The sequence below is a fragment of the Bdellovibrio sp. ZFWA1 genome (assembly GCF_056175665.1).
In genome coordinates, this window is sequence record NZ_JBJKJH010000002.1 from 141,764 (window position 1) to 163,342 (window position 21,579).

The 21,579-nt window shown below is 43.5% G+C and carries 13 protein-coding genes; 5 read left to right on the forward strand and 8 right to left on the reverse strand.

Annotated features, from left to right (window positions below; all coding sequences use genetic code 11):
• Positions 1-41 precede the first annotated feature (41 nt).
• Both ppdK and AC04MN_RS10275 read left to right on the forward strand, forming a co-directional pair.
• Positions 42-2,750 carry a pyruvate, phosphate dikinase gene (gene ppdK / locus AC04MN_RS10270; RefSeq protein ID WP_475383116.1) on the forward strand — a complete coding sequence of 903 codons (2,709 nt, stop codon included), beginning with the start codon at positions 42-44 and terminating at the stop codon, positions 2,748-2,750.
• Positions 2,751-2,850: 100 nt separating this feature from the next.
• Positions 2,851-3,603, forward strand: coding sequence for a hypothetical protein (locus tag AC04MN_RS10275; RefSeq protein WP_475383117.1), 753 nt, complete (start codon positions 2,851-2,853; stop codon positions 3,601-3,603).
• On the opposite strand, the gene AC04MN_RS10280 is transcribed toward AC04MN_RS10275, so the two are convergent.
• The 6 genes from AC04MN_RS10280 to AC04MN_RS10305 form a co-directional block, all read right to left on the reverse strand.
• Positions 3,522-4,901, reverse strand: a complete 1,380-nt coding sequence (locus AC04MN_RS10280) for a sensor histidine kinase (protein ID WP_475383118.1) — start codon at positions 4,899-4,901, stop codon at positions 3,522-3,524. The genes AC04MN_RS10275 and AC04MN_RS10280 overlap by 82 nt on opposite strands.
• A gap of 132 nt (positions 4,902-5,033) precedes the next feature.
• Entirely contained in the window at positions 5,034-6,719 is a 1,686-nt protein-coding gene (locus tag AC04MN_RS10285; RefSeq protein WP_475383119.1) for a c-type cytochrome, read from the reverse strand.
• A gap of 53 nt (positions 6,720-6,772) precedes the next feature.
• Positions 6,773-8,023, reverse strand: a complete 1,251-nt coding sequence (locus AC04MN_RS10290; protein ID WP_475383120.1) for an EF-hand domain-containing protein — start codon at positions 8,021-8,023, stop codon at positions 6,773-6,775.
• A gap of 24 nt (positions 8,024-8,047) precedes the next feature.
• Positions 8,048-9,052 (reverse strand): hypothetical protein, encoded by a 1,005-nt coding sequence (locus AC04MN_RS10295; protein ID WP_475383121.1) that lies wholly within the window; start codon positions 9,050-9,052, stop codon positions 8,048-8,050.
• Positions 9,049-9,501: a hypothetical protein gene (locus AC04MN_RS10300; protein WP_475383122.1), complete on the reverse strand. Its 453-nt coding sequence runs from the start codon at positions 9,499-9,501 to the stop codon at positions 9,049-9,051. Before AC04MN_RS10300 ends, AC04MN_RS10295 begins: the two co-directional genes overlap by 4 nt.
• Positions 9,501-12,365, reverse strand: coding sequence for a hypothetical protein (locus AC04MN_RS10305; RefSeq protein WP_475383123.1), 2,865 nt, complete (start codon positions 12,363-12,365; stop codon positions 9,501-9,503). Before AC04MN_RS10305 ends, AC04MN_RS10300 begins: the two co-directional genes overlap by 1 nt.
• A 320-nt stretch (positions 12,366-12,685) precedes the next feature.
• On the opposite strand from AC04MN_RS10305, the gene smc reads away from it, so the two are divergent.
• Both smc and ftsY read left to right on the forward strand, forming a co-directional pair.
• Complete coding sequence (gene smc / locus AC04MN_RS10310; protein WP_475383124.1) at positions 12,686-16,273, forward strand: chromosome segregation protein SMC; 3,588 nt, start codon at positions 12,686-12,688, stop codon at positions 16,271-16,273.
• 168 nt (positions 16,274-16,441) lie between these two features.
• Complete coding sequence (gene ftsY / locus AC04MN_RS10315) at positions 16,442-17,602, forward strand: signal recognition particle-docking protein FtsY (protein WP_475383125.1); 1,161 nt, start codon at positions 16,442-16,444, stop codon at positions 17,600-17,602.
• Between the two features lie 47 nt (positions 17,603-17,649).
• Here the strand turns inward: ftsY and AC04MN_RS10320 are convergent, their stop codons facing one another.
• Both AC04MN_RS10320 and AC04MN_RS10325 read right to left on the reverse strand, forming a co-directional pair.
• On the reverse strand, positions 17,650-18,858 hold the full coding sequence (locus AC04MN_RS10320; protein WP_475383126.1) for a hypothetical protein: 1,209 nt from the start codon (positions 18,856-18,858) through the stop codon (positions 17,650-17,652).
• A gap of 17 nt (positions 18,859-18,875) precedes the next feature.
• On the reverse strand, positions 18,876-19,241 hold the full coding sequence (locus tag AC04MN_RS10325) for a hypothetical protein (RefSeq protein ID WP_475383127.1): 366 nt from the start codon (positions 19,239-19,241) through the stop codon (positions 18,876-18,878).
• Positions 19,242-19,511: 270 nt separating this feature from the next.
• On the opposite strand from AC04MN_RS10325, the gene AC04MN_RS10330 reads away from it, so the two are divergent.
• The gene (locus tag AC04MN_RS10330; protein WP_475383128.1) at positions 19,512-21,461 is read left to right on the forward strand and encodes a DUF7844 domain-containing protein; all 1,950 of its coding nucleotides are present in this window, start codon (positions 19,512-19,514) and stop codon (positions 21,459-21,461) included.
• The last annotated feature ends 118 nt before the right edge of the window (positions 21,462-21,579 follow it).

Sequence of the window (21,579 nt, forward strand, 5' to 3'; positions counted from 1 at the left end):
CATATATTAAGATCCGTGTCCATGTGAATAAGGAGACATCTATGAATACCCAAACAAACTCTGCTGCGAACACGAAAACAGCTCGCCCAGATAAATTTGTTTACTTTTTTGCCGCTGGTGAAGCTGAAGGTAATGCCAGCATGAAGAACTCTTTAGGTGGTAAAGGGGCGAACTTGGCCGAGATGACTCAGCTTGGGCTTCCAGTTCCTCCGGGCTTTACAATTTCTACCGAGATTTGCACGCACTTCTATGAAAACGGTGGAAGTTTACCGGACTGGGTTCATCCAGAAGTGAAGAAGGCAATGGCTCGAGTCGAGCAAAAAATTGGTAAAAAATTTGGTGATGTTGCGAATCCTTTGTTGTTCTCCGTTCGCTCTGGAGCTCGTGCATCGATGCCGGGGATGATGGATACGATTCTTAATTTAGGTCTTAATGACCAGACTGTCGAAGGTTTGGCAAAAGCTTCGAACAACCCGCGATTTGCTTGGGATTCTTACCGTCGATTTATTCAGATGTATTCTGATGTTGTGATGGGAATGAACTCGTCGCTATTGGAAGTGACACTGGAAGATCTTAAGGAAGAAAAACACTATAAACTTGATACAGAAATGACTGTCGATGATTTGAAGCTTCTGGTTAAGAAGTTCAAAGAAATGGTTTTGCAATCGACAGGTAAGCAATTTCCGACGGACCCTTGGGAGCAATTGTGGGGAGCTATCTCTGCGGTCTTTTATTCGTGGAACACTCCGCGAGCAATCACGTACCGTGAACTTCATGACATCCCAGCGGCTTGGGGAACCGCCGTCAACGTGCAGTCGATGGTGTTTGGGAACATGGGAGAGGACTCCGCAACCGGTGTGGCCTTTACTCGGGATCCAAGTACCGGTGAGAAAGCCTTCTATGGAGAGTTTTTAATCAACGCCCAAGGTGAAGATGTTGTTGCGGGAATTCGTACTCCTCAGCCGGTCACTAAAATTGCGGCCGCTAAAGCTGGTCTGATGTCTTTAGAAGAAGCGATGCCTAAAGCCTATGCCGAGCTTGTTGCTATTTATAAAAAACTTGAATCGCACTATCGCGATATGCAAGATATTGAGTTTACTATCGAGCGCAATACTTTGTGGATGTTGCAGACCCGTAACGGGAAGCGCACGGCAAAAGCGGCATTGAAAATTGCTTGTGATATGATTGATGAGAAATTGATCACTGAAGACGAAGCGCTTCTACGTTTAGATCCAGCAGCCTTAGATCAGCTTCTTCATCCGACTTTAGATCCTAAAGCTAAAAAAGAATTACTGGCAAAAGGTCTTCCGGCGTCTCCAGGAGGAGTGCATGGTAAGATCGTTTTTACTCCTGAAGAGGCGGTAGACTGGAAAGAGCGTGGCGAGAAGGTAATTCTTGTACGTATTGAAACATCGCCGGAGGATATTGCGGGGATGGTTGCGGCTCAGGGTATTTTGACGACTCGAGGTGGGATGACTTCTCATGCCGCGGTTGTCGCGCGCGGTATGGGCAAGTGCTGTGTTGCTGGTTGTGGTGACGTGGATGTTGATTATCGCAATGAAACTATGAAGGTAAAAGGCTACGTTCTTAAGAAAGGTGATATCATCACTTTGGATGGCGGAACTGGGGAAATCTTCTTAGGTAAAGTGGACACAATCGAACCGCAATTAGACGGTGACTTCGAGCGCATCATGAAAATAGCTGATTCTAAGCGCCGCTTAGGTGTTCGTGCGAATGCCGACACTCCGAAGGATGCGCAAACAGCGAAGAATTTCGGAGCAGAAGGTATCGGTTTGTGCCGTACCGAGCATATGTTCTTCGGTGCTGATCGAATCGACGCTGTTCGTGAAATGATTATTGCTGAAAATAAAGTTGAGCGAGAGAAAGCATTGGCAAAACTTTTACCGATGCAGCGGGAAGATTTCTACCACTTGTTTAAAATTATGGATGGTCATCCAGTGACAATCCGTCTATTGGATCCACCACTTCATGAATTTGTTCCGCATTCGGAAAATGAAACGATTGAACTAGCAAAAAGACTTAGCTTGGATGTCGAAAAATTGAAGATGAAGATTAACAATCTTCATGAGTTCAATCCGATGTTGGGACATCGTGGCTGTCGCTTGGCGATCACTTATCCCGAGATTTATGTGATGCAAGTGCGTGCCATTGCGGAGGCCGCGACGATGCTTGTTCAAGAGGGAATGAAACTAAAGCCTGAAATTATGATTCCACTTGTTGGGATGAATAAAGAGCTAGAGATGCTTCGTGATCTAACCATCAAGACGGTAGAAAAGGTCAAAGCTGAAAAAGGCGTGAAATTTGATTACATCGTTGGGACGATGATCGAACTTCCACGGGCGGCGGTGACTGCTGATCAAATTGCAGATAATGCGGACTTCTTTAGCTTTGGAACAAACGATTTGACCCAAACAACATTGGGGCTTTCCCGCGATGATTCGGGACGTTTCCTGGGATCTTATGTGTCCCAGGGCATTTTACCAAAGGACCCTTTCGTTTCTATTGATAAAGAGGGGGTGGGTTATTTGGTTAAGCTTGGAGTCGAAAAAGGTCGAATGACTCGTCCTGATTTAAAGACAGGTGTCTGTGGAGAACACGGAGGAGACCCAGAGTCTATTCAGTTCTTCCATGCAGTGGGCTTAGATTATGTGTCGTGCTCACCGTACCGGGTGCCGATTGCTCGATTAGCTGCGGCAAAAGCGGCAGTGGCATCTCGCAAACTACATTAAAGGTCTCAAGTCCTCCGTTTAAACTAAGAACGGAGGATTTTTTTATTTCATAACAAAACTATAACTTGTTTCTAAACTAAATTTTGATTCTATTTGGATTATGAACACGATTTTACAAAAAATAGACTCAAAAAAAGCAGGTTTAGATCAACATTTATTCTGTCAGTGGCTGTCTAAAGCAACACCTCAAGAAAACGTCTTGGCGTTTGCTCCGGCCATGAGCTATTTCGTGTTGGGATTTCGGGATATCTTAGAGCTTGCACGTTTTAAGGACCCTCAGTCCCCCTTAGAGCACGCCATCAATCACCATTGTGATGAAGACAGTGAGCATTGGCAGTGGTATCTGAATGACCTTACCGAAATGGGATTTTTAGCGTCTTCCGCCCAAAGCTTTCTTTATAAAATTTGGAGCGACGAGCAGCGCGTGCCTAGAAATATGGTCTATTTTCTAACTCACTTGATACAGACTTATAAAGACCCTGCGATTGTTTTAGCAATAATTGAATGCTTAGAGGCGGCTTTTACGGTGTTTATCGAGCGTTTGCGGCCTCAATTGGTCGATCGGAATTTATATCAGCGTTTAACGTATTTTGGAATGAAACACGATCACGGCGAACAGTCTCATGCCATGGGAAGCTGGATTGAAGATGGTGAAGAGGATCTTCATTTAGATTTTGCAGAACTGAACCTAAGCCAGGAACAAGAAGCCCTGGTGATTCTGCTTGTGGATCAAATCTTTGCAAAATTTGATGAGCTTTTCACTCACTGGCATCAAGAAGCTTTATCTAGTAAAATGGTGAATTTGCTGCCGCTGATTTCATTGCCAGCAGAAACTACTTTACTGGAAACTTGAATCTCGGCACCCATATAGTCGAGGGTCGTTTTTACTAGGGGCAGGCCGAAGCCTGTCCCTTTTTCATTCATAGTTCCGGGCCGAGATGTAGGCACATTAAAATCAAAGAGGTGCCCTAGGATTCCGGGCGGAATTCCAATGCCCTGATCGGAAATTTCTATGCACACCTTCTCGGTTTTTTTGCTTAGTAGAATTTCGATTGTTGTTCCAGTCAGTGAAAATTTAATCGCGTTTGAAATTAAATTGGCCAAGACTTGATGTTTCAGTAAAAGTTTGTCTGCCATAATCTTGTCGTTTGCATCCAGTAAGTTCGTGAACTTGATCCGTAAATTTTTTACTTCGATGGATGGTTTGGCATTTTCAATTGATTCAAGAACTAACGGTCCCGGAGAAATCGCTTCTAGATTTAAACTTTCTTTTCCGCTTCTTACTGACTGAAGACTGCGTACTTTTTCTAAGATTTCTCCTACATGTTCTGTTGCTTTGACAACTCGGCTTAAATATTTATTAAACTGTTCCTTGTCAAAATTGTCGCAGGCTTTTTGAAGCCCACCGACAGAGGTATTTAAGACGGTAACGGGTGTTGCAAGGTCATGACAGACTAAATTCAATAATGTCGAATTTTGCGCCGATAGACTTTTTAGTTCTCGAGTTTGATTTTCTACTTCTTTTTTTAATAGGTCCTGATAGCCGGCACTAACTTCACGAATGATGGCCATGGGAAATGTGATTGCAAAACACACCTTCAAAAATAGAGCCACTGAGTAACCAAAATGGGCGCCGTTTTCTTCAAAGCGTAAAAGGGGATAGTCTAAAAAATGCAATGCATTTAAGAAAATGAGTATAGCCAAAATCTTGGGTTCTAAATGGTTTCGCTTATTGTGATTCCATATTAAAACCGAAGTAAAAAACATGGGAAGAGAAACGCCGATTGCCATGGCATAGGCTGAGGGAATAAATTCTTTTGAAAATCCCCAAATTATAAGACCTAAAATAAAGAATGCATGACTCGTAAATAATAACGGCTTCTTGTTGAACTCAAACTTAAAAAGGCTTTCGGCAAATTTTAGTAAACTAAAAGAAACGAAAATATAAGTCGAGAAAGCAAGCAACAAAAGATATCCAGGCTCTTGAAATATACCTTGTAGTAAGAAGTTAATGAACACGCCAGACCATATGCAGGTCGTCCAACCAACGATCGGGTCTTTCGAACGCCTCCAATAAAAGAAGCTTGCTACGGCGTTGGTTAGTAGGATCGCACTATAAAACAGTAAGATCGTTTTTAGGCTGGATGTCATATGATTCCTCAATTATCGGCAACAATTATATCGGAATCTTGAATCATAAATTAAAACGTATTTAAATATGTAATCAAATCTTAATTTATTGCTAGACCGTGTCTCTTAATAGTGCAGATCAAGGTCCAGCTCTTACAGGGTTTGCAGGAAGCGAATTAAATCTTTCTTGTTTTGAGGCGTCAGCACCTCTCGACCATCTTTGATAAAGATCGTTTCGTCGTGACCTAAATTACTCATACCTTTACGGCGAGCATCAAAGCGAAGAACGTCTTTTTTCCAATTGTTTGGGGTTTTGGCACCCAGTGGATATCCGTTGCAATCAAAGTCAAAATCAGTTTTTGGATCATTTGCAGCACCGGCATAATAAACTTTTGGCCGTTGGGGGCCTGGGGTTAACAAAGCGCATAGATTCGGAATCGAGTTGTTATGGAAGTAAGGCCAACGCGCCCAGATACCAACTAAAGGTGGTGGAACATATCCCTCTTGGGCTTGAACTAGTACACCGTATTTTCTAGAGATTTCGAGGCGGTTTAAAATCTCTAGCGATTTCATGCCTAGACGGCGATAAGGATCTGTTCCCACGTCCACAACAGGAGTCGAAGTCTTGTAGCGAACTTGATAGGTCTTGATTTGCTCTTTTTTAGTCAGCTGGTTTGCTTCTGGAAGACTCCAAGCTTTGTCATAGTGACCGTGGCATTTAGCACAGCGTAAATTGAATATGCTTTCGCCCCTTTGGGCCGCAGCGATGTCAATTTGGTCTTCACTGAAAAAATCGGTGATGCGAGGAGCCTCTATTGAAAATACCGCCGAAGTGATTTCGTCGATGGTTTTTTGGTTTTGCTCGATCCACTGGTCTAATAATTTGAGATCGGTGCCTCGCCCAATTTCATTCCAAAGAATATTTGTGACTATTGGATTGCCGCTAAGGACGCTGCCATCGCTCAGCCAACGATTTTTATACTTGAGATTCCACCACACAGCCGGTTTAGAATCGGCTGGATTGGAGTCTAAGAATGGATCTTTTGCCGGAGCTTTTTGCCAGCGCTGCGAGGGAGTTGCCCATGCATCTGGAGTTCTGCGATTTAAGGACAGTGCCACCTGAGCCAAAGAGGTGTCCAAGCCTAGGACGATTGGGCTTTTTACATTGACCCGTTCAAGGTTATTCAAAGTCTGGTTCATCAGACCCAATTCTGCATCAGTGGCTCCAGTGGATTTTTGAAACAGCCATGGATTTACAAAGGGAGTCAGTTTTTTAACTTGCACAAAAAATTCGTTAGCTCTTGGAAAGCGATTGGTCATTCCTAAGACGGTTTTGCCAAATAGATTTGAGCTGTGGCAGGTGGCACAACTGAAGGTGAATCCGGTAGCACCGTCTCGATGAATGAGTCCGACTCCCATGCGGTGTGAAGGGCGAATATCGACAGGATAAGGAACCTCGTAGACACCCGTATCCTGAACCTGAGGATAAGGGTGAAGACCTAGATTTTTAAGAACGTCATCGAAAGACTTATAACCTGAAAGCGTTCGACCTAGTTGGCGAAACAACTCTTTAAGAGGATTGCTTTGGCGCTCTTCTAGAAAGTTCTTTAAGGGTGCGTAAGGCGGAAGAGCTCCAGTGACCGTAACTGGATAAATTTGGGCGTGAAGTTTTCCGGCAGTGACATAGTTTTCAAATGTGCCTTCAGGCCAAGCATGAATATTAGGGCGGCCATTGACAGGGACTGGAGCCCCGACTGACCAGTCAGGTTCAGCGGCCAGCAAGGGGTTGGAAAATGTTCCTATACCGATAAAGACTAATAAAAACAAAAAGAGCTTCATGAGGCGGATCATGAAGCTCTTTGCTTATTTCTGTCATCAAAAAAATACGTAATTTATCGAGAAGAAAGTTGTAGGGGGGCTGGTGAAAACCAGACGTCCACAACCGTGGCTTTTTTACCCGATTTTAGGACCGCTACCGAGGCTTCTCGCTCTTCGGCGTACTCTCCTATCGGGCGGAGTCGGCCAGCTTCATATTTTAAGGAAACGCTTTTGACCATTTTGCTTAGCTTGATCATTTCGTTCTTTTGACTGATACCATCGCCGTTTAAGTCTTGCCAAAGTACTAGCTCATGGAAGCGTTTGTCTTTTGAATCCACGACACCATCACGGTTCGAATCAAATTCTTTGAGCGCAATGAAGCCGTTGTCGACGTTTTCTGAGTCTCCGAACAGTTCATCTTTTTTGTCAATTTTACCATTCTTGTCGCGGTCAAAGGCGATAAAGTGGCCTGGAGATCCAGCCTCGGGCCAATGAGTGCGTCCCGTTGGATTCAGCGGGAACTGTGAAATATTAGTGAAAGTTGGGCGTTCATCACTAGTGAAGAGCATCAATGGCGACCAATAAGATCCACAAAATCCAGTTTGACCTGGAAAGGCCACTGCAATTTCAATCGCTGATTGATCTGGGGCCACCGTGAGGCCACCAATTGAAGCTGAAAGGGCGCCATTTTTACCCATGTAATCGCCGCAGGCATAAGTCGCATTATGCGAAGAGTGGCCGTAAGCGCCATAGATAGCGGGCCCGCCGCAGACAGTGACGGTTTGGTTGAATGAGTAGCTTTTAATAAAGACTTTCGATTTGGGTTGAATATATTGACCATTTGGATCGATGGTCAGTACAGACTTAACGGGTACGTTTAACTGAATTGTATTTCCGCTGATGGCTGCTTTACCGCCACCGGGAATCGAGTACTTCGAGGCATTCATTTCAGTTAAGGTAGCTGTGTTCATTCCTGCGGCAGTGACTAGCTCTGCGGGATATTCAACACGAAGAGGGATGTCGGTGCCTCCCACATTCAGTGTCACATTTGTCGTAATAATTGAACTTGGAGCGACGGGATTACCGACACCTCGCAGGTTGGTTCCGAAGCAAGAGTTACGGATCTTCACGATGAGATCTGTATTTCCAGTACGCGTGATAGCGCCCGCTGCGGGAATACTTCCAGCTGATTCGCCGGCGCTCGAGGAGGTGACGAAGAGTTTAACTTCATCGTTACTGTCTGCCGAGAAGGCATTTAATGACCATGTCTGGGCTATTGCCAAGACAGAATAGGTCCATAATTTTTTTTGAATAAAAGTTCTCATCATTCCCCCTAATAAGAACATTAACTATCTTTTGCTATAATCTTTCTTCGGCATCACAAACTTAAAGGCGATAAGCTTTTGTGTTACCGAAGCCCGGCTAAACTCAACGGATGTCAAGCCGTCAAGAACCATGAACGGTTCGCCAAATTTACCATTCGAGTAAACTGTGCGCATAAGTCGAAATTGAGTCGGATCATCGACCTTGTCCATTTTCTCTATGTAATATTTAACCACTTTAACTCCATGAAGACGAGTTAAAGGTAGGCCGCCCCCCATAGAACCTAGGGTTCTTAGGAAAAGATCAGCAGTATTAAGAGCTTGGCCTGTCTCAGGATGATTCGACTTAAATAAACTTAGAATAAAAGAGTTTTGTAGAACGTTTTGTCCCGAGACAACTCCTGCAAAAGATGAAGAGCGTCCAGGGATGCCGAGGTCGATGCTGCCATCAGCAGCTACCGGACGCAACTTAGCCGGAGTGTCTAAAAGAATAATCTGTCCGTCTCTCCAAAGGTTGGGACGAGATTTCTTTATGATGTTGTCTTTGTTTAACGATATAAAGGTTAAGGTTGCAGCTTGGTTGAAATCGGCGGGAGTGGGGCCAACATCGTAAGCGGCCACAGGGTCGATAACAATCGATCCACCTGTTGAATTGTCTCCGGTAACGAACATAATTTCTTTTTTGCCAGACCCTAAATTCATTGTATATTTGCGTGATTTTGTACCTGGCACAAGATTGCTAGGAATGTCCGAGTAGTAATCGAAAAATTCGTTACCACTATCATCCTTTAAGGTGATGTTGTTAAAGATGACATCCAAATTGTTTAAGTCGTAGATCAGCATCCGTTCAGCGATTGTTTGCGATGTTCGATCTTCGATTTTGGCTTCGAGAGTTTTTGTTTCTTTGGTCAGATTTATTTGACTGGCTGACATCATATACAACGCCAGGGCGCTTAGGCCCACCGCAATGGATACTTCGACCAGAGTCAAACCTTTATTGTTTTTTATGAAACGAGAAAAGTTGTTCTTCATTTTGGGCTCACAACGAATTGGTGTTCTCGATAAGTGTCTTTCCAGCTTTTATGGGTAAGCCGAAGTGTCACTAAATAAAGACCACGATAGTTTTCAAAAGGTTGAACAATATATCCATAGCGTCCTGGGCAATCGGGGCACTCGGCAACGGGGACGGATTTATTTTTATCCCAGGCCATTGGCAAGCTGGTCGGATTTAAAAGTCTGTCGGCCGCATCGCCGGTATAATCGAAGGTCACTTGATATGTTTCTGGTGCAATTCGAATATTTTCGGCAATTTCCAAGATCTGTTTGTCCGTGACATCGGTCTCGGTCGTTTTTTTCGTTTGGTTCTGCGCCTGGATCAGCCCCATCGTCACAGCAGAGCCCGCAGTAACGGCGATTCCCAGTCCCACAAGAACTTCGACGATAGTTAAACCCAGGTTGTTTTTAATCATTGAAGTTTTCATTATAGACCTGCCTCACGTGAATGCTCGACAACGAAGAAGCGCATTGCACGTTTTTTACAAGAAGTGTTGGTTGCTCCAGGTAGAAGACCACAGTCTGGATCAACAGAAGTCCACTGGAAGGGATTCGCTTTAGCGCGCAGTGAGATGGCATTACACGCATAGCGATCCGATGTTTCGATGATCGAAGGGATCGGATGCCAAATTGGCTGACTGAAGCCGGTGCAGGCTCCGCCACCTCCACGTTTTAAAATTCTCGCGTTTCGTAGTTCTTGAGTCGCCTGAGGATGGTAAATTGTCGACCAGCGAATACCTGACTTGAAAGCATTTGGATGAATGCTGACTTTTCCAGTAATGATACTGGCGATAATCCGTAATGGAGTGCCACGGTCTTCGATGATCAATTCATCGCAGCTTAGGAAACCACTTACGAAGTTTGCAGTCGATTTGATAATACATTGACCTACGATCGAATGAACAAGGAACTTGGGGTTATTTCCCAATAACGAATTTGCACTATCCATTATTAGGGTGTTGACGACAGGATCTTGACCTGCCGTTGATGTATCAAGTCCGGCGAAGTTCCAAGAGTGGCGAGTCGTCTTAGAGAAATCTGCATCCCAGCCCGCACCGCCAAAAGACTGCGAGCTCATTGCATTTCGTAGCTGTTCGCATTGTTGGTCCAGAGTTGCTAAGTCAATATTAGCAGGTTCTGTAGCTGGTGGAGGTTCTGTTCCGTTTAGCGACGTATTGCTAAGGTTTTGCCAAACTCGCAGGTAAGGATTCGCGGTATTTTCGTTTTGCATTGTGAAATTGATATATTGTTTAAGTTTTGGATTTGGAGGGTCCAAAAGTGACGTGTACTTATTGTATGAAAGATCATATGCCTGAACGCCAATGCTTGGCGGAACTGGTTTTCCATTGGAGTCTATCATCGAGCCAACGTTGTCGTACTCGACTTTTAGAATTGTGTTTTGGCGATCCCATTTGGAAGTCTCGGTGGTGATCGTGAACTCTGGCGGGTTGTCGACTTTGTATTGATAGTCTTTCTGTGCTTTTTCAGCAGCAGCAAGATTTGTCTCGGCAGTTGCAAGCTGAGCGTTTTTATCATTGATTGATTTCTTCGTGTTGTTAATGCTGATGTTCGTAGCATCCACTTGCGTTTCAACTGCCTGAATTTTGGCTTTTAGCCGATCGATGTCAACTTTGATTAAGTTTTTCTTGTCTTGGTCTGTTTCTTTTTTATAGTCGGCTTGAAGATCTGCTAGATCGTTTTCGTAATCCGATATCTTGTCTTCAAGATCTTTTCTTTTGTCGTATTGATTATCCAGAGTGTCTTGAAGATTTTTTATGTCGTTTTGTAAATCAGTTACCGAGGCCTTTGCTGAGGTCACTTTGTTCTTTAAGTCATTAGCAACCGCCGGAAAATTGACGTCTGCTTTCAATTCAACCGTGCCATTTTTTGGCATTTTAAAGGTCACGGTTCTGCTTCCTAAGATCATCGTTAGTTCCATGATTCCATCACGGTCTTTTCCGGAAGTTCGATTGAATGTCCCTTTACCCCAGTTGCTTGTATTTGCAGGCCCGAAGTTCCCTTCCTGCTGAAGATATTCTCCCGGATAAATTAATGACAAGCGCATATTGCGGAACTTTTGTTCTGTATAGAAGCCCGGATTCCACTCAAAAGATCCCCAAAGTTTTGAATCCTTTAAGTATTTAAGTTCGGACTGTTTAATATTACGTTCGATACACTGTTTATATAGAGTCAAGTTAGGTGCGGAAGCAGATGCAATTTTAGCAAAATAGTCCAAACCTATATCTTTAGCGCCATCGTTTTCGATCCCTTTTAAAAAGCCCCCGAAAAGTAAGTGATCACTCCAGTTGACATATCCAGTGGCACCAGCGACTTTCGGCGAGAATTTTTCACCATTTGAAAGAACCCAGCCATTACCAAGCACGACTCGTTCGGCAAAGGTGACACCTGTATAAGACTTCGTATTGGCAAGGGCGCCACCTTCTTTATCCGAGACGTAAGGGAGGTGAATATCGCCATTAACAAAAACGGGGCTCGTAAAGATTAAGCCCGGGCTGTTGCCTAATTCATCTTTAGATTTGAAGTTATGAAAACCAATACTTCCTTTTGGAAGAGTTTCATTCCAAGGCTTACTGAGGTATAGATCGGAGGCTGCGACTAAAGCAAATGATCCCACTTCGCGTGGGTGTATGGAAATACTCGAGTTGATCGTCACGAATTTTCCACCTAGCTGAGCCGGCTCGTTAGAGCCTGGTCTTTCCAGATAGACTTCCATGTTGATGAAAACTTCACGGCCAGCTCGTGGTAAAAAGGCACGGTTGTCTCTAGTTAAGATGACTCGGGCCCGGTCGAATTCGTCCTTATTGAGGCGGCTAAAGATTTTAAATAATGGGTGGACAGATGTCATGGATGCCAGGTTGACGTCGATTTCTATTTTAGACAGAGAGATATTTGAGGCATCTACTGGTCCAACACTTTTTCCAGTGGCAATAAGTTCTTTAATGAAGCTCTCTTGTTCTGTAGACATGATAAGACGTTCGACGCTGGCAGAGTGTTGTAGATTGCAGTTTGCATCAGGTAAAAGTGTCGAGTTAAAGCAGTATTTTTGACGAACTCCAAAGACGACGTAATCGGCGAGAGAATGGAGGGCTAGCTTCGTGGTCAGGACACTGCCGGTTTTTTTAACCTGAGAGCGTTGTTTAATAACATAATCTGCTAGGTAGTAAACGCTCATCGATGTCGCCACAGTGCTTACCAATGCAAGCAATATGGTGTTACCCCGTTGATTCTTTAGCAGCTTTTTATTGAGTCCAAAAAAACGTTTCATATCCATGGTTCAGCTCCGCAATGAATCTCTTCGGCACGGAAGACTGGACTCTTGAGAGTTTCTCGACTAATTCTGTTCCCGAACGGCACGCCAACATTTGACAACTGTCACTTGCAATAAATTTGTTTCAGTTTGATATGATTTGAAGCTAAGACTTTACTTTGCGCAATGCTTCAGATAATCGCTTAAAACTTATGCATTAGTCGCCGTGTCATTGCCTGCTTTTTCCTCAATTACATACCTATGATTGACATAGGACCAAGGTCTAGGGACATTAACACCTTAGGTTTCATCAGGCTTCTTACAGTGATGAAGAGGGGATTGCTTTGAGAATCAAAAAGATTGAACTCGTCGGATTTAAGTCTTTTAAAGATCGTACAGTTATTCATTTTGACGCAGGTATTACGGGGATCGTTGGTCCTAACGGCTGCGGAAAATCGAATATCGTAGATGCATTGATGTGGGTCATGGGTGAGATGTCCGCGAAAGACCTTCGTGGATCGACGATGACCGATGTTATCTTTGCAGGTGCCGAGGGGTATGCGCCATTAGGTATGTGCGAAGTCTCTTTGACTCTTGAAAATGATGGTGGTCCTTTCCCTGCTAAATATCTTAAGCACTCTGAAATTATGGTCACTCGTCGTCTTTACAGAAATGGCGAAGGGGAGTACTTCGTAAATAAAGAGCCTGCTCGTTTAAAAGACGTTCAAGAAGTCTTCATGGATACAGGGGCTGGATCTAAAGGCTTCTCTATTATTGCACAGGGTATGATCGGTAAGATTATTACCTCAAAGCCTGAAGATCGTCGTATGCTTATCGAAGAAGCCGCAGGTATTACGAAGTTCAAGGCGCGTAAAAAAGAATCTCAAAGGAAACTTCAGTCTACTGATCAAAACCTTCTTCGATTGCAAGACATTATTGGTGAATTAAAGCGCCAGATTGATTCTTTGCAACGGCAGGCACAGCGCGCAGAGCGCTACCGAAATATTAAACAACAAATCGAAGATTTAGATTTATGGGTTTCTTCGGCTCAGTACGTGGAATTAAAACGAGCTGCAGACGAAGCGCAAAGAATTTTTGACGAAGCTCAGAGTATGGAAGTTGAAGGCGAAACAAACCTATCGACTTTGCATGGTCAGCTGGAAGTTTTGAAACTGCAAATTCTTGAAAAAGAAAAAACTGTTGAGACTCTTCAGCAGAACTTTATGGATCGCCAACAGGGCTTGCAAAAGCAGGAAATGGAAATCCAAGAGCTTCGCTTTGAAATTGAACAGGCTCGTCGCAATGAGCAAATGACCGGGACAATTCTACAAGAGCAGCAAGCTCGACAAGAATTGCTTTTACGTGATCAGGTGCAATTGCAAGATCAGGTGACCGAGCTTCAAGAAGAAGCCGAGTCGTTGACAGCTGCTTACAATGAAAAGAATGAAATTTATCAAAAGGGCAGTTCACGCATTCAAGAGGTTGACGTTGAGTTGACCGACAAGCGTCGTGAACTTTTTGCGATCGGGCAAACAGAGTCTTCGTTAGATGCTCGTGTGAACTCTTTGAATGCAAATATTTCTGATCTTCAAGAGCGCGCCAATAACGAAGAAATGGTTTTGGCGGAACTTCGCGAGAAACAAGTAGAGTTTGAGTCTCGTCGCAAAAAAATTACTAATGAGTTGGATAAAGAACGTCAGTTGCAATTGGATCTTTCCAGCGATGTAGAGTCTTTCGAAGCAAACAAACGCATTTTGACGGATTCAGTTGAGACGAAAAAGTCTGAAGTCGAGTCGTTCAAGGATCAGTTAAATGAAGTGACAGGGCGGCTTTATGGTCTTGAGAATCTTCAAAATAGTTTTGAGGGATTCCAAGAGGGCGTGAAACAGGTAATGTTATGGCAGAAGGTAAAGGCCGAACAGCTTCATGCTGATGGATCGGTTTCTTCTTACTTCCAGCCTGTTTCTGAAGTTGTCGAAGTGCCTGCTGATTTTGAAGTCGCGATGGAAGCTGCTTTAGGTTCTCGCTTACAGATGCTTTTGTCGACGGACTCGTCAATGGCATTGGAAGCGGTTGATCACCTTAAAGAGAATAAAACGGGACGCAGTTCGTTTATTTCTTCTGAAAGTTCATCAAGTTTTATCCAAAGATCGGCGGCGCCTCAGGGGCACGATGGTATCGTTGCTATTCTTAAAGATGTGGTTCGTTCTTCTGAAAAATTTGAAAAAACAGTAGCACATCTTTTAGACGGTGTTGCTGTTGTTGACTCTATTCGCACGGCTTTAGCTCTTCGTCCACAGTATGCAGGTTGGACATTTGTCACTTTAGATGGTGATACTTTGACTGCCGACGGAGTTTTGACAGGAGGCTCTGCAGAGAGTGCAGATTCTGGAATGTTAAAGCGTCGTCGTGAAATTAAAGAATTATCGGCTAAAAAAGACGAGCTTGCTGGCAAGTTGGCATTGGCGAGCGCTGCTCTTAAGAAAACCGAAGAGCAGCTTGAAAACGTATTAAACGATTTCGAGGGTGCTCAAAAACGCAAGGTCGAGCAAGAAATCAAGGTTACTGAGCTACGTAAAGACTTAGAGCGTGCTGAAACGGAAGTTCAAAATGCGCAAAACGCGGTCGAGCGCCAAGAGCGTGAGGCTCGTCGTTTAACTGAGCAAGTAGAACAAGCAGAGCAAAAGCTTGAAGAGCTAAATCAAGCTCTCTTTGAAACTCGCGAGAAAAAAGTAGAACTTGAATCCGCGGTCGAAGCTTTGACTGTAGAGCTTAAATCTTTCCAAAATGGTTTTGATGGTCTTCAAAATGAAGTGGCCGAGCTGCGAGCTAATTCCGCTTCGAAAAACCAAGAATATCAAGGTGTTTTACGTCAGTTAGAAATGGTCAATAGATCATTGAATGAATTGAATGCGCAGTTGACTCGAATGAGTGAGGAAGCTGAGGGCTATTCTTCGCAGATGACAGAGTCCCAACTGGCGCTTGAAGAAAAGAAAATTGAATTTGAACGTGCTTTGACTGAAGTTGAGACTTTGAAAGCTCAAGTTTCTTCAGCGAAGAACGAGTACGAAGTGATGGCGGAAACAGTGCGCGAGATGGAAGAGGCTTCGATGGCTTCCCAAAGAGCGCGCAACGAGCGTCAAACTAAAATGAATGATGCCCAATTAAAACTTGAGCAAGCGCGTATGAAGGAAGGCTATTTGATCGAGCAAGTTCGGGAACGCTATATGCTTCTATTGCCTGAGGTGGCCGAGAAGTATGCAGCACGCGAAGGAAACTTGGCAGAAGCTGATACTCAGCTGAAAGATCTTCGCGAGAAGCTTTCAAAAATTGGCGAAGTTAACTTGTCGGCGATCGAAGAGTACGAAGAAACTGCTCAGCGCTATGAGTTCTTGAACAAGCAGCACGCTGACTTGACGGAAGCTAAAGAGCAATTACGCAAAGTGATTGATCGTATCAATCGTATCTGTTCTAAGCGCTTTAAAGAGACTTTTGATCTTGTGAATGATCGCTTTACTCGCGTATTCCCAGTTCTATTTGGGGGCGGAGAGGCTCATTTGGCCTTGATTGAAGATCCAGAGAAGCAAGAAATGGGTATCGATATCATTGCGAAGCCGCCGGGTAAGAAGATGCAGAACGTCTCTTTGATGTCGGGTGGAGAAAAGGCTCTAACAGCTGTTGCGTTGATCTTCTCGATCTTCTTGGTGAAACCATCACCATATTGCTTGCTGGATGAGGTTGATGCTCCTCTTGATGATGCCAACGTATTCCGTTTCAACGATCTAGTTCGTGAAATGGCTAAACGTTCGCAAATCATCGTAGTTACGCACAACAAACACACGATGGAAGTTGCTGGAAAGCTTTACGGAGTCACAATGCAAGAGCGCGGTGTATCAACAATGGTATCCGTTTCATTGCAAGACTACCGCTAATCAGCCGCCAGGCGAAAAGCCCGGCCAGCAGCTAGACTGCCGTCAGGCGAAAAGCTGTGCGCTGCACAGCTAGACAGCAGCCGCCAGGCGAAAAGCTGTGCGCTGCACAGCTAGACAGCTAAAAATCCTTGGTATACAAGTACCAAGGATTTTTTATTTGGAGAGATTATGTCTGAAGCTCATGGCGATGCAATGATGTACCTGGTTGGTTTTGTAGTTCTTTTGATGACGGTATTGTTGGGAGTCCTATTTGTATCTCAGACAAAAAAGACAAAGCCTGCAGGAACATTGACGGAAACGAAAAAGGATGCGCCAGCATCTGTGACGGCTTCTAAAAATACATTGGAAGCGACGGTTGATTCAAAGGCGATTGTGGAAGTTGCTGAAGCTTCTGGGGCTGACGTTGATTTGAAGGCGGCTCTTAAAAAAACAGAGGAAAATCTTTTTGGTCGAATTCGCAATTTCTTCAGTGATAGTGCTGAAGTTAAAGCCCACCTAGAGGACATCGAAGAAGTTCTTTATACAAGCGATTTAGGTCCTAAAACTGTACAGCAATTAATGGCCGTTTTAGAAGATTTGTCTAGAAAAGAAAAATCAGATTACGAAGCTGTGCGTGCTGCGATCAAAAATGAAATGATCAAAATATTTAAAGACTCGGAAGTGTCGTTGCTGTCTCCGGAAAACGATATTCTTCACAAAATCAAATTTGCAGCAAGCGGTCCCACGGTTTTGATGATCGTTGGAGTCAATGGGGCAGGAAAGACGACGTCGATTGGTAAAATTTCAGCTCAGCTGGCGAAGGCTGGTAAAAAAGTTCTGGTTGCCGCGGGGGATACGTTCCGAGCAGCGGCAGGTGGGCAGTTGAAAGTTTGGACCGAGCGAGCTCAGGTCGAGATATTTTCTCCAGAAGGTGTTACGGATCCATCTGCTGTAGCATTTGATGCTGTGGCAAAGGCCAAAGCCCAAAATTACGACGTGGTTATCGTGGATACCGCAGGTCGTTTGCATACTCAGGCAAATTTAATGGAAGAGCTTAAAAAAATGAAAAGAGTGATGACCAAGGTAATTGAATCGGCTCCTCATGAAACTTTGATTGTCTTGGATGCGAACTCTGGTCAAAATGCCTTGTTGCAAGCAAAAGAATATCACGCAGCATTGCAATTGACGGGGGCGGTTCTGACTAAAATGGATGGAACTGCTAAGGGGGGAGTCGCGGTAGGACTTGCTCATGAGCTTCAAATTCCAATTAAGTTGATCGGTGTGGGCGAGCGCATTCAGGATCTGCGTAGTTTTTCTTCCGAGGAATTTGTAAATTCGATTCTGCCATAAAAAAAGCCGATCCTTGTTGGGATCGGCTTTTTACTTTTAGTTTCGAACTACTTCTGAGCTTGAAGAAGTTTCCAACCACGGATGTAGGCTTTGTACTCTTCTACTTGAGTTGTTGTTTTTGAGCTTTCACGCAAGTTGATAACTGTGCATGATTTTTCTTTCAACAAGTCAATGATCGGAATTCTTTCGCACTTAAACTTAGCTTTACAACCTTTGAAGTCACACTGTAGTGATTTTCCACCAAAAGAGTCGTAAGTTCCACCTGTTGCAGCTGCGTTTCTAAGACCCGCGATACACTCACCACGTAGATCTTTTTTCGCAGAGATTGGGCAAAGGATATCAAACACAACTTTTTCATAATCTTCGAAGCTGCTGTTTTTGGTGATCGGCAGATTCGAGACATGAGCGATCGCTGCACGTGCCATACCTTTTTGACAATCTTCCATTGAGTTCTTTAAGCAGAAGAACTTAAAGAAACCAAGTCCGCCACCTTCGAAGTCACCCCAGTAACCGTTGTATGGGTGGTTGTCTGGAGTCAAGCGACGGCAAGCGCCCTCAACACAAAGTTCGTTTCTTTGGTACGACTTTTTGTTTGTTGATACGAATGAGCCCTCTGATGGTTTACGACCATCGTCAAAGTACCAGCTGCCGTTTTCATGCAAACGTTGGAAGTCTGTTGAAGTAAATGATCCAGCAACAGGGATATTCCATTGGTGTGATAGAATCGGAGCTAAGAACTGACCCGAGTTACAACCATGTAGAACTGCGTAAGCATCTGGAGTGAAGTTAGGAGCAAGCTTTTCGTAACCGTCCTTTTTAGGGTCCATACGATTTAGTTTTCCATCAAGGATAACTCCGTAATAAGCCACGCTATGAGAAAAAATATCTACCGAAGCGATTTTCTTGAACTGGCTCATCTCTTTGAAAACATCAGAGCTGTCAAAGTTCCAGCTTCTTTTTTCTGTGACGTTGCGGAAGCCATACTTAGAAAGAAGTTCTAAGTTGTCGTCTTTTCCAGTTTCGTTAACAGAAATCAAATAGACCTGTTCGTTCGGGAAAAGCTCTGCGTACTTCTTGGCTTTTGCTGCCGCAGTTGTTTGTAAAAGAGTCGAGAGTTCGTTACCTTTACCAACGATAAGGATATGCGTACGAGTGTATGCATCAGTCCCATTGTTACCATAAGTTGCTGTGATATAAGCCATGGCCTGAGTGCTTAAAAATAAGCTGGCCATTGTTAAAAGTATTTTCTTAAACATTTTGACCTCGATTAGAATTATTTAGATGTAGCCAAAAGATAGATGACTTCTTCGTCACTCATAACTTCAGCAGCAGGATTTACTTTTCGATAGGCTTCGATGGCTTGATTTAAAAGAGTAGTTCTGTGGCCAACATCACCACCATCGATAATGTGAGCAATAGCTTCTTGGCGCCCCAAATCCAAAATAATTCGGTAGCAAGTGTAATCGCTCATATCACACTCAACTTCAGTGTATAAAGAGCCCGAAGAACTGCTGATGCCTTTGCTTTTCTTTTCTTCAGTTACTGTGGCTTGAGTATCTTTGTCTTTGTTGTTAGAGCTTTCGAATGCGAAAGTCTGAGAAGACATAAGAATTGCGATTAGGATTAGACTCTTTTTCATAAACACCTCTTTTAGTTAAAATTAAAAACTTTCAAATTTAAAAACAGTACGCAGACCCATTGAGCAATGTCCGGGCCAAGGATTTCAGGCTTAAATACAATAGATTCAAATTGAGACAGAGGTTTTAGTGAAATGGCTGGGAGAGTGACATTTTTTGTAGCCTCTGTAAAAGTCTTGTTCGTCACTGCTCGTTTTAGAGGGGCTAAGAACGTGAAGGAATTTGGAAACAGTGGACCTGCTTTTGCAATCATTGGTTTTAAGGACTAACTTATGAAAAATGCAGGCTTTTGGTTTTTATCTATATTATTAGTAGGATTCTGTGCCCAGGCTGAAGGGATCTTCACTGCCTTGCCTATTAATTTAATGGAGAACGCAGATCTGTCCGCTGAAGAGCGAGGTTTGATGTATAGAGCCCAAAAGGATGTCGAGGCCACAATGCCTCCCAAAATGCTGGCGGCCTTGAAGACGCACTTACCTCGGAAGACTCAAATTTATAAAATCACTGTTAAAGAAGAAGCAGAACATATTGGTGGATCTTCGAACCGTAAGGGCGAAATGTTTATCAATAAGAAGTATTTAAATAATCCTTTGATGTTAAAGAAGATGTTGATCCACGAGTGGACTCATCTATATGACTTTTTAAATATACATGATCCTGAAAAAGCATCGCGAATCAGCTGGTGTCAAACCTGGTATGGTGGCAATACTCACAGTCGTGATGATAAGGTTCCAGATGATTGTTATCCACTTTTAAAAATCAAGTCCACGTTATCAACAACTCCCGAGTTCTTGGAAGTTGGCGGCTGGTTTTTGAATATTCATGGCGAGGGTCGTCGTATCAGCGAGACTTCATTTACTCTTAGAAGTTTGGATTCCTACGAGCTGCGAAGCTCGGCAGAGATGTTTGCTGTCAATATGGAAGCCTTTCTTACGGATTCAGAGTTTCAATGTCGAAAGCCAACGATGAATAGACTTTTAGTGACCCATTTTCAATATCGGCCCTTTCCAGTTGCCGACTGCTCGGAAAGTTTAAAGATCGTGAATCCTCAGTTTAATTCAGCCTCTAAAGCATTGGTGGGAATTGATAAAAAGCGTCTTTATCAAGTTCACTATTTGTTAGCTAGCCGTGGTGATGGATTGTCTGCGAAGTTTGGACATTCTATGTTTAGGCTGGTGATGTGTGCACCTCAACGTAAAGTTGTTGGTCCGGATTGCTTAAAGGATATTCAATACCACATTGTGCTTTCATTTAGAGCTTTTGTGAATACACCGGAAATCAGTAATTTAGCGGGTATCGGTGGTGACTATCCATCTCGGTTGTTTTTTATCCCTTTTGCCCAGGTGATTGAAGAATATAATAAAACAGAACTTCGAGATTTACAGAGCTATCCATTGAATTTGACTCGTGACGAGGTGGAAAGATTTTTGGAGCGTTCGATTGAAACTCATTGGTCATACAATGGCCAATACTACTTTTTCTCTAATAACTGCGCCGTCGAGAGTATGAATCTTCTTCGCTCTGCTACTTTAAGGCCAGAATTGATGAACGAATCGGCTCAGACTCCTTATGGAATGAGAGATGTCTTGAATTACGTCAAGATGTTGGATGATGATTTCTTGGATAACAGGGATTGGGCTGCGCAGAACGGGTATTTATTTATTTCCCATCAAGAGCATTTAGAGAAGGCTTTAGAGACAGTTTCTCTTTATACTAAAGTGTCTGAAGCTCGTGATCTTGAAGACTGGATTGAGCAGTCTCCATTAGTTCGGCGTTATTTGTTCCATAAATTTTTGCCAGCGGAGAAGTCATTAAGAACTAAATATGCGGCGGCGTTTTTACTGTTAGAGTCTCAGGCGGAGCGTACCAGCGAGGCGTCTCTTCAGTCTTTTATTATGAACGTGATTAAAAATGACAATCTTTCACAAGAAATCACAGATGCAGTTAAAAAGATATTGGCGCTTCAGAGTGGTTTTTTTGAGATAAAAGGCGAATTGGTTACTCCCGCCAAAATGGTAGCAATTGGGTATGGCGTTCCATCTTCTACGGAAACAACTTCGATGAATGCGAAATTTGAGTCCATTGCAGAAAAAAGAAGCCAGAGTCGGGGCCTTTTATCTGAGCTCTATAATAAGCTCTTCCAAAAAGAGCAAATTGATGCGGTCACTCGCGCACGAGAAAACAAAGAGCTTTTTACAAAGGTGATTTTAGAAAATCGATAGTTTTTTTGAGGCTTTAAAGCGTTAAAAATGTGGATGCCCTTCGTTGTCACAGCGAAGGGTTTTTTTACGCTTTTAGGGGCTGTGAAGCGATTAATTCGATCTGACGTGGCATTCATTT